At 47.5% G+C, this 13772-nt stretch carries 13 protein-coding genes, 1 tRNA gene, 1 rRNA gene and 1 riboswitch; of the genes, 13 read left to right on the top strand and 2 right to left on the bottom strand.

All coding sequences use genetic code 11. The features are described 5' to 3' along the window. The 6 genes from rrf to tsaD form a co-directional block, all read left to right on the top strand. Nucleotides 1-82 (top strand): 5S ribosomal RNA (gene rrf / locus ACFSDB_RS09855); the annotation flags it as partial. Between the two features lie 11 nt (nt 83-93). After that, nucleotides 94-166, top strand: a tRNA-Asp gene (locus ACFSDB_RS09850). Nucleotides 167-309: 143 nt separating this feature from the next. Continuing rightward, complete coding sequence (tsaE, locus tag ACFSDB_RS09845; RefSeq protein WP_204892127.1) at nt 310-762, top strand: tRNA (adenosine(37)-N6)-threonylcarbamoyltransferase complex ATPase subunit type 1 TsaE; 453 nt, start codon at nt 310-312, stop codon at nt 760-762. Continuing rightward, complete coding sequence (gene tsaB / locus ACFSDB_RS09840) at nt 759-1454, top strand: tRNA (adenosine(37)-N6)-threonylcarbamoyltransferase complex dimerization subunit type 1 TsaB (RefSeq protein WP_204892126.1); 696 nt, start codon at nt 759-761, stop codon at nt 1452-1454. The genes tsaE and tsaB overlap by 4 nt, the downstream gene beginning before the upstream one ends. Next, nucleotides 1451-1906: a ribosomal protein S18-alanine N-acetyltransferase gene (rimI, locus tag ACFSDB_RS09835; protein WP_204892125.1), complete on the top strand. Its 456-nt coding sequence runs from the start codon at nt 1451-1453 to the stop codon at nt 1904-1906. The genes tsaB and rimI overlap by 4 nt, the downstream gene beginning before the upstream one ends. Continuing rightward, nucleotides 1899-2918 carry a tRNA (adenosine(37)-N6)-threonylcarbamoyltransferase complex transferase subunit TsaD gene (gene tsaD, locus ACFSDB_RS09830; protein ID WP_204892124.1) on the top strand — a complete coding sequence of 340 codons (1020 nt, stop codon included), beginning with the start codon at nt 1899-1901 and terminating at the stop codon, nt 2916-2918. The genes rimI and tsaD overlap by 8 nt, the downstream gene beginning before the upstream one ends. 364 nt (nt 2919-3282) lie before the next feature. On the opposite strand, the gene ACFSDB_RS09825 is transcribed toward tsaD, so the two are convergent. Further along, complete coding sequence (locus tag ACFSDB_RS09825) at nt 3283-5223, bottom strand: ABC-F family ATP-binding cassette domain-containing protein (protein WP_204892123.1); 1941 nt, start codon at nt 5221-5223, stop codon at nt 3283-3285. A gap of 129 nt (nt 5224-5352) precedes the next feature. Here ACFSDB_RS09825 and ACFSDB_RS09820 point away from each other — a divergent pair, with 129 nt between their 5' ends. From ACFSDB_RS09820 to tatC, 3 genes are all read left to right on the top strand, one after another. Continuing rightward, on the top strand, nt 5353-5985 hold the full coding sequence (locus ACFSDB_RS09820; protein WP_204892122.1) for a redox-sensing transcriptional repressor Rex: 633 nt from the start codon (nt 5353-5355) through the stop codon (nt 5983-5985). 90 nt (nt 5986-6075) lie between these two features. Further along, entirely contained in the window at nt 6076-6270 is a 195-nt protein-coding gene (locus ACFSDB_RS09815) for a twin-arginine translocase TatA/TatE family subunit (RefSeq protein WP_204892121.1), read from the top strand. A gap of 12 nt (nt 6271-6282) precedes the next feature. Beyond that, nucleotides 6283-7053 (top strand): twin-arginine translocase subunit TatC, encoded by a 771-nt coding sequence (gene tatC / locus ACFSDB_RS09810; protein WP_204892120.1) that lies wholly within the window; start codon nt 6283-6285, stop codon nt 7051-7053. Between the two features lie 18 nt (nt 7054-7071). Here the strand turns inward: tatC and ACFSDB_RS09805 are convergent, their stop codons facing one another. Then, on the bottom strand, nt 7072-7863 hold the full coding sequence (locus ACFSDB_RS09805) for a CPBP family intramembrane glutamic endopeptidase (RefSeq protein WP_204892119.1): 792 nt from the start codon (nt 7861-7863) through the stop codon (nt 7072-7074). Between the two features lie 196 nt (nt 7864-8059). On the opposite strand from ACFSDB_RS09805, the gene groES reads away from it, so the two are divergent. The 4 genes from groES (at nt 8060) to ACFSDB_RS09785 (ending at nt 13730) form a co-directional block, all read left to right on the top strand. Continuing rightward, nucleotides 8060-8344, top strand: a complete 285-nt coding sequence (groES, locus tag ACFSDB_RS09800; RefSeq protein ID WP_204892118.1) for a co-chaperone GroES — start codon at nt 8060-8062, stop codon at nt 8342-8344. Between the two features lie 202 nt (nt 8345-8546). Then, the gene (gene groL, locus ACFSDB_RS09795; protein ID WP_204892117.1) at nt 8547-10178 is read left to right on the top strand and encodes a chaperonin GroEL; all 1632 of its coding nucleotides are present in this window, start codon (nt 8547-8549) and stop codon (nt 10176-10178) included. Between the two features lie 890 nt (nt 10179-11068). Beyond that, nucleotides 11069-12235 (top strand): FAD-dependent monooxygenase, encoded by a 1167-nt coding sequence (locus ACFSDB_RS09790; RefSeq protein ID WP_204892116.1) that lies wholly within the window; start codon nt 11069-11071, stop codon nt 12233-12235. A gap of 406 nt (nt 12236-12641) precedes the next feature. Continuing rightward, nucleotides 12642-12769, top strand: a riboswitch (SAM riboswitch). A 133-nt stretch (nt 12770-12902) separates the two neighbouring features. Beyond that, complete coding sequence (locus ACFSDB_RS09785) at nt 12903-13730, top strand: MetQ/NlpA family ABC transporter substrate-binding protein (RefSeq protein ID WP_204892115.1); 828 nt, start codon at nt 12903-12905, stop codon at nt 13728-13730. Nucleotides 13731-13772: the final 42 nt, after the last annotated feature.

The raw sequence follows: 13772 nt of genomic DNA, 5'->3' as shown, positions 1-13772 counted from the left end.
CCATCCCGAACACGGAAGTTAAGCTCTTTTGCGCCGATGGTAGTTGGGGGTTTCCCCCTGTGAGAGTAGGACGTCGCTGGTCTGTTTTTTTTTGGTCCCGTGGTGTAGCGGTTAACATGCCTGCCTGTCACGCAGGAGATCGCCGGTTCGATCCCGGTCGGGACCGTATTTTTTAGAGTAAACACAGCGATCTGGCTGTGTTTATTTTTTTTGTGTTGAAACGCTCCATAGCGCCGGCAAGCGGATTTTTTTGATTTACAGGTGTTTCTCCGCTACACTATGTACAGACTCTATAGAGGTGACGAAAAAATGGATTATACAATTGAAGTGAATTCGCCGGAAGAAACCATGGCTTTTGCCGAAAAGCTGGCCAGATTTCTCAAGCCGCAGGATGTGCTGACGCTTGAAGGCGATCTGGGGGCAGGCAAGACGACGTTCACCAAAGGCATTGCCAAGGGGCTCGGAATTAGCCGAATGGTCAATAGCCCGACGTTTACAATCGTAAAACAATACGAAGGCCATCTGAATTTGAACCATCTGGATGTATACCGCTTAGAAGACAGCGATGAAGACATCGGTTTTGATGAGCTGTTTGAGAGCGATGCGGTATCGGTGGTGGAATGGGCGCAGTTCATCGAGGACTATTTGCCGAAAGAGCGTTTAGAAATCACGCTTACCCGGCAAGAAGAAGACCGCCGGTCCGTCAGGCTGCATCCGGTCGGCGCGCGCTATGAATTTTTGTGCAAGGAGCTAAACATATGATTTATCTGGGGATCGATACATCCAATTCACCGCTCGCGGTCGCATTGATGAAAGATGATACCGTATTGATAGAAGAAACAACAAATTTGAAAATCAACCATTCGCTCACTGCCATGCCGGCCATCGAAGAAATGATGAAAAAGGCAAAAGTGGCCCCGAAAGATTTGACGCATATAGCCGTTGCGGAAGGGCCGGGGTCTTATACAGGCGTGCGCATCGGATTGACGATTGCGAAAACGCTCGCCTGGTCATTGAAGATTCCTTTGCATATGGTTTCGAGCCTAAAAGTATTGGCAGCGAATGGACAGCATTTCGAAGGGCTCGTCTGTCCGGTTATGGATGCCCGCAGAGGCACCGCATTTCTCGGCTTGTACGAAGGTGCAGATTTGGCACCGGTGCTGGCAGACCAGCACAGCGACGTCCACGAATTCCTCGGGAAAGTTAAGGAGTTTGGCCGTCCTGTCCTGTTTACCGGGATTGATGCTGGGGTCCATGAAGCGGCTATCCGGGAGGCTCTTGGAGATTTGGCGCATTTCAGCGGCCCGCAAAACCGCTTGCCCCGAGCTTCTAACCTGATTTTATTGGCAAAGGGCTCGGAAGCGCAGAACACCCATCATGCCGTGCCGGAATACCAACGGATCACGGAAGCGGAAGCGAATTATTTAAAAGGACAGGAAGGGCGGACGCCATGAGCAGCGATGTGACTTTCCGCAAAATGACGGAAGCGGATATCGATCAGGTTTACGAAATCGAGAAGCTGTCATTTGCGCTGCCTTGGACGAAAGAGTCTTTTTTTCATGAAATGAAATACAATGATCATGCCTATTATGTGGTGGCCGAAGTTGACGGCCGGATTGTCGGCTACTGCGGGATGTGGCTGGTGCTTGATGAATGCCACATCACGAACGTGGCAGTCCTGCCGGAAGAGCGTGGGAAAAAGCTTGGGGAACGCTTGATGCGGGAAGCGATGGATGTCGCGAAAGCACAAGGGACGGTCCTCATGACGCTCGAAGCGCGTGTCAGCAACCATGTCGCACAAAATTTGTACCGGAAACTGGGATTTGAAAATGGTGGCATCCGGAAGCGGTATTATACCGATAACCAGGAAGATGCCATAGTAATGTGGGTGAAATTCGATGAGTGAAGATAAATACGTATTGGGAATTGAAACGAGCTGCGATGAAACAGCAGCTTCAGTGGTGAAAAACGGCGTGGAGATCATCTCGAACGTCGTTGCATCCCAGATTGAAAGCCATAAGCGGTTTGGCGGAGTCGTGCCGGAAATCGCTTCGCGGCACCATGTTGAACAGATTACGCTTGTTATTGAAGAAGCGTTGGCGCAAGCCGGAATGACGCCTGAAGGGTTGAGTGCGGTTGCTGTAACGGAAGGGCCAGGCCTAGTCGGCGCACTGCTTGTCGGCGTCAATGCCGCAAAAGCGTTCGCATTTGCGCATGGATTGCCAATCGTCGGCGTGCACCATATCGCCGGGCATATTTATGCCAACCGGCTGGAGCAGGAAATGGAATTTCCGCTATTGGCGCTTGTCATTTCCGGAGGCCACACGGAGCTGGTTTATATGAAAGAACACGGCGATTTCGATGTCATTGGCGAAACCCGCGACGATGCAGCAGGGGAAGCTTACGATAAAGTGGCAAGAACGTTGGATCTGCCGTATCCGGGCGGTCCGCACATCGACCGCTTGGCGAATAAAAGCGACGGTGCAATCGACTTTCCGCGAATTTGGCTGGAAGAAGGATCATACGACTTCAGCTTCAGCGGATTGAAATCATCTGTCCTGAATTATATGCACAATGCCAAGCAGCGCGGGGAGAACGTATCTCCGGAACATGTAGCGGCAGGCTTCCAGAACAGCGTCGTTGAAGTCGTTACCGGCAAAGCGGTGCGGGCAGCCGAACAGTACAATGTCCGCCAAGTGATCGCCGCCGGCGGTGTGGCAGCGAACAAAGGGCTTCGAACATCGCTGGCCGCTGCATTCGAGAAAAAGGGTATTCCGTTCTACATCCCTTCATTGCCGCTTTGCACGGACAATGCTGCGATGATCGCGGCTGCAGGAACGGTGATGTTCGAAAAAGGCATCACTGGGAACATGGCTATGAACGGCCGTCCCGGCATGGAATTAGGTTCTTGGAATTAAATGAAAAAGCCCGGATTTGCACCTTTGAAAGGTCAGCAAATTCGGGCTTTTTTGTGTTTTATGGCATGCTTCGCAATACGAAGAATCTTTTATCTGTCAATAGAGAACATTTGTACTTATGCACAAATTGTGAATAAGATGTTCATAACTATCGTGAAAACACTCTTATTTCTACATATTGTATGGATAGAACGGGAAAACTATGTGGATAACATTTTTATGAACTGTGGATAATGTGGAAAACCCTGTTGATAGTTGATTTAATCTCGCTTCTCTTGTTAGCAACTTTGTGGAAATAAATATTTTGCGAAAAGGTATTGACCTAGATGTAGAATAACAAAAAACCGCATACAAATGTATGCGGTCAGGCTTGCACTTTTTCCAATTGTTCTTGCAATTCGAGCCACTCGGCCATCTTTTCTTCATGGCTGGCCTTCAGCTTTTCAAGTTCGGTCTGAAGCGGAAGAACCCGTTCATGGTCCTGGAAAACTTCCGGGAGGCATAATTGCGCTTCGATTTCAGCAATCTGCGAATCGAGCCCTTCCATGGCCTGTTCGGTTTCTTCGCTTTGGCGCAAGAGCTGGCGTTCGAGCTTTTTCGCTTCCTTGTCGATCTGGGAAGTGGTCGCCACCGGAGCGGCTTTGACCGCGACAGAAGATTCAGCGGCTTCCAGCGCCTTCAGCTCGGCAATTTCAATCTTCTTTTCAATAAAGTAATCATAATTGCCCAAGTACTCGGTTGCGCCTTCTTTCGTCAGCTCAATGACTTTCGTCGCCAGCCGGTTCATGAAGTAGCGGTCATGCGAGACGAACAGGATCGTGCCGGGATAGTCGATCAACGCATTTTCGAGCACTTCCTTGCTGTCGAGGTCCAAATGGTTCGTCGGCTCATCAAGCAGCAGGACGTTCGCTTTTTGCATCATCAGCTTGGCCAGCGCCACACGGGCTTTCTCCCCGCCGGAAAGGGTGGAGATGGGCTTCAGCACATCATCCCCTGAAAACAGGAAGCGACCGAGTATGCCGCGGATGTCCTTTTCGTTGACGTGCGGGTAATCGTCCCATAATTCATTGAGCAGCAATTTATTGCCTTTCAGGTTGGCCTGCTCCTGGTCGTAATAGCCGAACTGGATGCCGGTGCCGTAATGGATGTCGCCGGCAAGCGGCTTCAGTTCCTTCATGATCGTCTTCAGCAGCGTGGACTTGCCGACGCCGTTCGGCCCGACAAGCGCCATGCTTTCCTGGCGGTACAGCTTCAAGGAAATGTTCTCGGAAACCGGCTCGCTGCCATAGCCGATGGCCAGGTCCCGTACGTTCAGCACATCGTTGCCGCTCTGCTTCGCGATGGTGAAGCCGAAACGGGCGGATTTCTCGCTGCCGTCCGGCGCTTCCATCCAATCGGTCTTCTCCAGGACGCGCCGGCGGCTCTGCGCCATCTTCGTGGTCGATGCGCGCACAAGGTTGCGCTGGACATAGTCCTCAAGCTTCGCTTTCTCGCCTTGCTGCTTTTCGAATTGCTTCATGTCGAGTTCGTACTGCTTCGCTTTCTCGTCGAGGTAGCGGCTGTAGTTGCCGGTGAACTTCTTGACGCGGTGGCGGGACACTTCATAGACAAGCGTCACGACTTGGTCGAGGAAGTAGCGGTCATGCGACACGATGAGGATGGCGCCCGGGTAGTTCTTCAGGTAATTCTCGAGCCAGCTCAGCGTTTCGATGTCGAGATGGTTCGTCGGCTCATCGAGTATGAGGAGCTGGGGTTTTGCCAGCAGCAGCTTGGCCAGCATCAGGCGCGTTTTCTGGCCGCCGGACAATGAAACCACTTTTTTGCCGTAGTCATCCGGGTAGAACTTCATGCCATGGAGAATGGTGCGGGTGTCAGCTTCGAACTGATAGCCGCCAGCGTCCTTGAAGCTATGCTGCAAGGCGTCGTATTCTTTCATGACCTTCCCGTACTGTTCGGCATCGTTGTAGACGCCAGGGTCCGCCATTTGCGCTTCAAGCCGGCGCAGCTGGGCTTCCTGTTCACGGAAGTGGATGAAGATGGTCATCATCTCGTCCCAGATCGTCGCATCGGACTCCAGGTCGGTCTGCTGTTCCAAATAGCCGATAGTCAGATCTTTCGGCATGATGATCTCGCCGCTGTCATAAGACATTTCACCGGATATGATTTTCAAAAGCGTCGATTTGCCCGCACCGTTGCGGCCGACGAGGGCAACGCGGTCGCGGTGCTGGACTTCCAGTTTCACGCCGGAGAGGATCTCGTCCGCTCCGAACGATTTATGGACTTGGTTTACTTGTAGCACTATCATGCAGGTCACCTCTATTCTCTATTAAGTGTAGCCGATGGGGCGCCCGTTCGCAATTGAGCCAGCTTTACATATGGGGGCGCCTAATGTAAGATAGTATCGATTTGAAAAGCTCCTCAGGAGGGACCTTGCATGCAACAAGAACCATTTAAAATTCCACAGGCCACCACCAAGCGCCTGCCGCTATATTACCGGTTTATCCAGAACTTCGCGAATGCGGGGCAGAAGCGGATTTCCTCCCAGGAACTGAGCGAAGCGATGAAAATCGATTCAGCGACCATCCGCCGGGATTTCTCGCATCTCGGCGCATTCGGCAAAAAGGGCTACGGCTATGACGTTCAGGACCTTTTGGCGTTTTTCCGCAAGACGCTCGACCAGGATGAAGCGACAAATGTTGCCCTGATCGGCGTTGGGCATCTGGGAAGTGCGTTTTTGAAATATAATTTCCAGCGCAACCACAACACCAAGATCGTCCTGGCGTTCGATACGAACAGCCCAGCCGAAGGGGAGCAGATCAGCGGCATCGATACGTTCCACCCGGATCGCATCGAGGAGAAGATCGCCGAATACGGCATCGAAGTCGTCATCCTGACCGTCCCGTCGCGCTCCGCCCAGGAAGTGACCGACCGCCTCGCGAAGATGAACATCAAAGGGATCCTCAACTTCACGCCGGTCCGCATTTCGGTGCCGGACCATATCCGCGTCCAGACGATCGATCTTTCCGTCGAGCTGCAGACGCTGATCTATCAGATCAAGCAGCAATGACTTAAAACCTTCACATTTGGCCAGCCTTTCGAAATAGCCAAACCCTAGTGAATGATGTAAAATGAAAGCATATTACAGGAGGTGTCTCTAATGGCTCCAGGTCCACTTAGTTTGATTGTCATCGGTATTGTTGCACTGATCATTTTTGGCCCTAAAAAGCTTCCGGAACTCGGAAAAGCGTTTGGTTCTTCCTTGCGCGAGTTCAAGAACGCTACTAAAGGCTTGATGGATGAAGACAACGACGCAGATGCTAAGAAGAAAGAAGAGCAAAAGGAAATACGATAGGATGTCTGTCCGATGAATCAAAAAGATATGACGTTAGTTGAACATATAGGCGAATTGAGAAAACGGCTGACCATCATCGCCGTTTTCTTTATATTAGCGCTCATTCTCAGCTTCTTCCTCGCTGAACCGCTGATCCGTTACCTGCAGTTCACCGAAGAAGCGAAGAACCTGACGCTGAACGCGTTCAAAATCACCGATCCGATCAAGATCTACATGCAAGTGATGACGATTCTTGCGGTGATCCTCACGTCGCCCGTGATCATGTACCAGTTCTGGGCATTTATCAGCCCGGGGCTGCATGACAAGGAACGGACCGCGACACTGAGCTATATCCCGTTCGCGCTGCTGCTGTTTTTCAGCGGATTGGCGTTTTCCTATTTCGTGCTGTTCCCGTATGTCATCGGCTTTATGCTGAACATCTCGGACAACCTCGATATCCAGGAGACAATCGGCATCAATGAATACTTCCAGTTCCTGTTCCAGATCACGCTGCCGTTCGGATTCATCTTCCAGCTGCCCGTGCTCATGCTGTTCCTGACGCGCCTCGGCATCATCACGCCGATGCTGATGGCCAAATACCGCAAATACGCGTATTTCGTGCTGATCACAATCGCTGCGTTCATCACGCCGCCGGACATCGTCTCGCACATGATGGTGACGGTGCCGCTGCTGCTCTTGTACGAGTTCAGCATTGTCATCGCCCGCATCGGGTACCGCAAGTTCCTGAAAGGCGAACAGCAAGTCGCCATTGAAGAACAACAAGAAAGCCTTCCGCCGAATTGATTCGGGGAAGGCTTTTTTCTATTGGAGATTTTCCATCTGCTTGAGGAAGTTCTGGATTTTCTCCATATTCAGCTGGATGAGCATGACATAGCCGTTCAACAGGATATGTGCAATGATCGGTGTGATGATGCGCTTCGTCCGCTGGTACAAAAAGGCGAGGATCAGGCCGGTTGTAAAATACAGCAGCAGGTGCGTGAATTCCATGTGGACGAGGCCGAAGACCAGTGCACTGATCAACGTCGCTATCCAGAAGTTTGTCGTCTGGTTGAGCGAGCCGAAAACGACGCGGCGGAAAACCAGCTCTTCAAGGACCGGCCCGAAAAGGACCACGGCCAGGATTGTCAATGGCACGGCTTCCGCAATCCGCACAAGCCCCATCGTGTTCTCGGAGCCCGGCTCGATGCCGATCGCAATCTCGATCATGGCAGCGAGCGATTGCCCGACTAAGAGCAGCAGGAAGCCGAGAAGCCCCCAGCCGACCGCCGCGAACGGGCCGGCTTTTTTGCCTTTCCAGATATCGAAAAAGCGTTTATCCCGCAGGATCAGGATGATTGCGGCAATGAACCCGATGCCCATCGAGGCCGCAATGAGCCAGCCGGAAGTGGAAAGCTTCGCCTCGGCGCGGGTCATGCCTTGGCCCATAAAATATTCCATGGTCGGTGTGATGAATAAAACCGGTGACAATTGGACGGCGATAAACAGCAGCAGGATGTAAAGCGGCGTTTTCTTCGTTCCGCGCTTCGCGCTGAGGCTCACTTTGCTTTTGCCGTAGCGGCCGGTGTCGGCCTTGGCTTTAAAATTTATTTTCATTAAATTAAATTCCTCTCATAATTAGCTTGCTCCCTCTATTGTAGAACTTTCATTTCCCAACCGCAAAGATTTAAAAAAGTAGAATGTTTTGACTTGCAAATGACAGGTGATTTTATTAAACTGAGAAGTGGGTTAGCACTCAAAGAGTGAGAGTGCTAATGTAGAATATTTAGATAATCTGAGGAGGGTGTTTCAATTGTTAAGACCACTAGGAGATCGCGTAATCATCGAGCTTGTTGAAGCAGAAGAGAAAACTTCAAGCGGGATTGTACTGCCGGGTTCAGCGCAGGAAAAACCGCAGGAAGGCAAAGTGATCGCTGTAGGCAACGGAATCATCCGTGACAATGGACAGCGCACTGAGCTGGACGTCAAAGAAGGCGACCGGATCATCTTCTCGAAATATGCAGGTTCTGAACTTAAATACGAAGGCAAGGAATACTTGATCCTACGCGAAAACGATATCTTGGCTGTATTAGGCTAATAGCACAAGATGATATTCCGTAACGCAGCTGCGCTTTCCTGCGGGCTTGCGCCGAACTAACTCGGGCTTAGCGCCCGAGTGGATTTCGGCACTGCGCTGTCCCGCGGGAGTCTCCGCTGCGTTACTCCATATCATTTAGTAATAAACCTTACAGTGAACTTTTAAAATTATATTTTCCAATTGATAGAGGAGGAAACTTAATATGGCAAAAGAGATTTTATTCAGCGAAGATGCACGCAGCCAGATGCTGCGCGGTGTTGATAAATTGGCAGATGCAGTGAAAGTGACGCTTGGGCCGAAAGGGCGCAACGTGGTGCTTGAGAAGAAATTCGGTTCACCCCTCATCACGAATGACGGCGTAACGATCGCAAAAGAAATCGAGCTTGAAAATGCATTCGAAAACATGGGTGCGAAATTGGTGGCGGAAGTTGCTTCTAAAACGAACGACATCGCAGGTGATGGTACGACAACTGCAACGGTCCTTGCGCAGGCTATGATCCGTGAAGGCTTGAAGAACGTTACAGCTGGCGCGAACCCTGTCGGCATCCGCCGCGGGATTGAAATGGCTGTAGAAAGTGCTGTTGAAGGCTTGAAAGCTGTTTCCCAGCAAATCGAAGGCAAAGAATCGATTGCACAAGTTGCGGCGATTTCTTCCGGCGACGCTGAAGTGGGCAACTTGATCGCTGAAGCGATGGAGCGCGTCGGCAACGACGGCGTTATCACTTTGGAAGAATCACGCGGCTTCACAACGGAACTTGATGTGGTTGAAGGGATGCAATTCGACCGCGGCTACCAGTCTCCATACATGGTGACGGATTCAGACAAGATGGAAGCGGTTCTTGATAACCCGTTCATCCTTGTGACAGACAAGAAAATCGGCAATATCCAGGAAATCCTTCCGGTACTTGAGCAAGTGGTTCAGCAAAGCAAGCCGTTGTTGATCGTTGCTGAAGACGTAGAAGGCGAAGCATTGGCAACACTTGTCGTGAACAAACTTCGTGGAACATTCAATGCAGTGGCTGTTAAAGCTCCTGGATTCGGCGATCGCCGCAAAGCGATGCTTGAAGACATTGCTGCCTTGACTGGCGCTGAAGTGATTACGGAAGATCTTGGCCTTGAGCTGAAATCGACGAACATCGCTCAGCTTGGACGCGCAACTAAAGTCGTCGTTTCGAAAGAAAACACAACAATCGTTGAAGGCGCTGGCGACCAAGAGAAAATCGTTGCCCGCGTAACACAGATCCGCAACCAATTGGAAGAATCAACTTCTGAATTCGACAAAGAGAAATTGCAGGAGCGCCTAGCGAAACTTGCCGGCGGCGTTGCAGTCATCAAAGTCGGAGCGGCTACTGAAACTGAGTTGAAAGAGCGCAAACTTCGCATTGAAGACGCTTTGAACGCAACTCGTGCAGCAGTTGAAGAAGGAATCGTAGCAGGCGGCGGTACAGCGCTTGTCAACGTATACAATAAAGTCGAAGAACTTCTGAACTCTACAGAAGGCGACGAAGCAACAGGCGTCAAAATCGTTCTTCGCGCTTTGGAAGAGCCAGTTCGCCAAATCGCAACAAACGCGGGCCTTGAAGGATCCATCATCGTTCACCGCCTGAAATCTGAAGAAGTCGGCATCGGCTTCAACGCAGCAAACGGCCAATGGGTCAACATGCTTGAGCAAGGAATCGTCGATCCAACAAAAGTGACGCGTTCAGCACTACAAAACGCAGCCTCTGTTGCAGCGATGTTCCTGACAACTGAAGCAGTCGTAGCAGACATCCCGGAACCAGCTTCACCAATGGGCGGAATGCCTGATATGGGTGGCATGGGCGGCATGATGTAAATTTAAAGTTTCTCAATTTTGAGAAGCTGTCTAGATTATAAATAGTTTGTATTTAAAAGACTACTTCCTGAATTAAAAGGAGGTAGTCTTTTTTTGTTAGTTAAATTTGCATTTTAAGATTTCTTACAAGTCCATAAATTTAACAATACTACTAAGAGTAATATTTAGAATTACAAAGTATTGTTAGGCGGCTTCATCGATTACTATCATAGAAATGGTGTTCTGAACGTTAAAACTATGACTTCTAATCACGTTAAAGGTTTTCTCATGGAGTGTCAGGAGAAGGGGAACAACGCCAGTACTTTAAATTCAAAGTTACAGCGTTTCAGCTCATAGCTGATCGTACTCTTGCTACGGTTCAATTCCTAACGATGTAAGACAGCGGCTTCTCTTCCGAGCAATAACTCTCGATTACCATGCTTTCCCGTGGTACGATATGAACAAAGCTCATTTAGGGACACTCCTTTAGTTGATTCGCGTTAACTACTGTGTTACCCACTTGAGCTATTTTTATTTTCTAACCGTTCGATTTAGTATATCATCTACAAATTCAAAACAAGATTATCAAAGTAGCCAGTGATTCTTTTCTAATAAAGGATTTCAACTGATTGCGATTTCTGAAATAGCTAAACAAGCTCTGGCAGGAGTCGGAACCATCTATAATTACTATTCCTCTATTGAAGAACACTCGGATTTTTTTCGAGTGTTGAGAGTAAGGAAGCAAGTATCGCTGTGTATGGAGCTGCGATGAGGCTGGTGATGCTTTATGTTTACGGTGATCAAATGAATTATGGCTAATTTCTAATTGAACTTGAACCTCGGATCGAATTTATCTTTTAGGGAAATTTGAAGACTCAAAACCCGGATTATAAAAGAAAAGAGGGTATATAATGAAAATTCTGATTGTAGGTGCGGGTATTGCGGGTTTAACTTTAGCCGATCAATTAGAGCGTGAAGGCTACACGGTTCAAATAGTTGAGAAAGCTCCGGGGCTTCGAAAAGAGGGTTACATGATGGACTTTTTTGGAGCTGGATATGACGTTGCCGAAAAAATGGGTCTACTCAAAGAACTAGAGAAGATTCATTATCCTATTGAAGCACTCAATATTAAAAGAACTGACGGAACAACTAAATATTCTCTAAAGTATCAATCGTTACGCCAATTATTAAATGACCGCCACTTTAATTTCATGCGGGGAGATTTAGAACGGGTACTTTATGAGCGCATAAAAGATCGAGTACCAGTAACAAATAGTACAACGATTGAATCTCTGCAACAAGATGAGGAGGGAATCCTCGTAAAGCTTTCAAACGACACAAAACTCAACTGTGATTTGTTAGTTGGAGCAGATGGCATACATTCAAAAGTTCGAAAACTTGTTTTTGGTGCAGAAGAAAATTATGTTCATTCAATGGGGTATCAAACGGTGGCATTTACATTTGATAAAACATCCAAATATAATAAAATTGATCATACATTTGATACGATTACTGAGCCTGGACGACAAGTTAGTATATATCCTATAAGGGGAAATCGGATAGCAACATTTTTCCTTTTTTCAAGTAAGGGGAGCTCACTAAAACACTACTCACATCAAGAGGGAATGAAGGAATTAAAGAAAAACTTCGGGGATATGGGCTGGGTAGTCCCTGGTCTTCTTCAGGAAAGCGAGAAGGCAACTGACTTTTATTTTGATGACGTTGCTCAAACTGAAATGCCGACATGGACAAAAGGGCGTGTGGCACTTGTAGGTGATGCTTGCGGTTGTGTATCTGTAGTTGCAGGGCAAGGCTCATCGTTAGCTATGGCAGGGGCCTACACATTAGCCCGTAGCTTAGGCGAATCAAAAAATGATATTAAAAAAGCTCTTTCTGAGTATGATTCATTAATGGTTCCCCAAGTAACTAAAATCCAGAAATCAGCTCGCCAATTTGCAAGTTTCTTTTTGCCAGAGTCGAAATGGAAATTAATGTTTCGAGATATAACGATGCGTGCATCAGTCATGCCAATCATTAGAAACTTTCTGAAATTCAAAAGCATTAGAGTGCCAAAATAATGTTCCATATTGAATTAGCACGAAGAGAAAAATAACAGATTTGTTTATTGCTCAGTACAAGAATACGATGTGGAAATAAGCGTCAAATCGTTTTTCCCTAGCGACTGAAGCAGTCGTAGCACACATCCCGGAACCAGTTTCACCAATGGAGGGAATGCCTGATATGGGCGGCAGGATGTAATATCATCAGCAACTTCAAAAAACTCCTTCTCACTATACGAGAAGGAGTTTTTTTTCTTTTGGATTATATTAAGTAGAATCAAAAGAGATAAAACATAATTTCTGCTGTTCTTATATAAACGAAATAGTAAATGAATTTACTGTGAAGTATTGTAATGCAATTATTCATATGTTATCTTATTAATCATATCAAATTACTAAGTATTAAAAATTGAATAGAGATTAATTCTTATCTAGAGAGGTGGAGGGACTGGCCCTTTGATGCCTCGGCAGCGGATCTAATTGGAAAACATTCCGATTTGAAACTGTGCCAAATCCAGCAGGTGCGATATCCATGCACTTGAAAGATGAGAAGAGCCGATTCGAGAGTCCCTCTTCTTATTTTTGAGAGGGGCTCTTTTCTATTAAATAAATTTGAGAGAATGGGAGTAAGACCGAAAAGAAGCTTTGGGTTTTAGAAGGAATTATAAATAAGGAGAGATGAGTGATGAAAAAGCTTTTAGGTAGTGCATTAGGAATTTCGGTTGCTTTGTTATTAGCGGGATGTGGCGATGAGAGCCAAGCCTCAGGAGAAAATAAAAAAGAAGTGAAAGTCGGTTTTGGAGTCGGCACTTATGAACAACAATTCAAAGAAGGTATCTTGCCTATCTTAGAGGAGAAAGGGTACACCGTTGACATGACAACATTCTCTCAGAATATGCAATTAAATCCGGCTATGAAAGAAGGTTCAATTGATGCGAGTATCTTTCAAAGTACAGCCTATATGGAAGGGATCAATGATGAACTAGATATGAATATGACAGGTATTGTTTATGTGCCGAGTGCTCCTCAAGGGTTATATTCTGAACATCATAGTTCACTGGATGAAGTGAAAGATGGATCGACAGTAGGGGTACCGAATGATCCGGTAAATCAAGAAAGGGCAGTAAATATTCTTGAGGAGTTAGGGTGGGTGACTGTCGCAGATGGTGCTGATGTAACTGATTTTAACCTTAGTGGTGTTAAACCAGCCGATTACGACATTGACATTAAAGTCTTAGACCCTGCTCAAATTCTTGTGTCACTTCAGGATATTGACTTCGGAATAGTAAATGGTAATTATATTGCAAGTGCCCCGGATAGAAAAATTACAGATGCTTTAAAAATTGAAAATACACCTGAACAGCATCGGATCATTGTATCTATCGAAGAAGAGAATGAGGACACAGAATGGGCGAGAGATCTAAAAGAAGCATATGAATCAGACGAATTTAAAAAATATATTGAATCCAATGAAGAGTATGACGGGTTTATTATGCTAGAAGCTTGGAATTAATAAACTGAATATATACTCGTAATTTAGAAGAGAGAGGTGAAG

It is taken from the genome of Planococcus chinensis, from assembly GCF_042681545.1.
Lineage (GTDB): Bacteria > Bacillota > Bacilli > Bacillales_A > Planococcaceae > Planococcus > Planococcus chinensis.
Note: the sequence above shows the minus strand (reverse complement) of the source record. Positions and strands in the feature narration are given on the sequence as shown.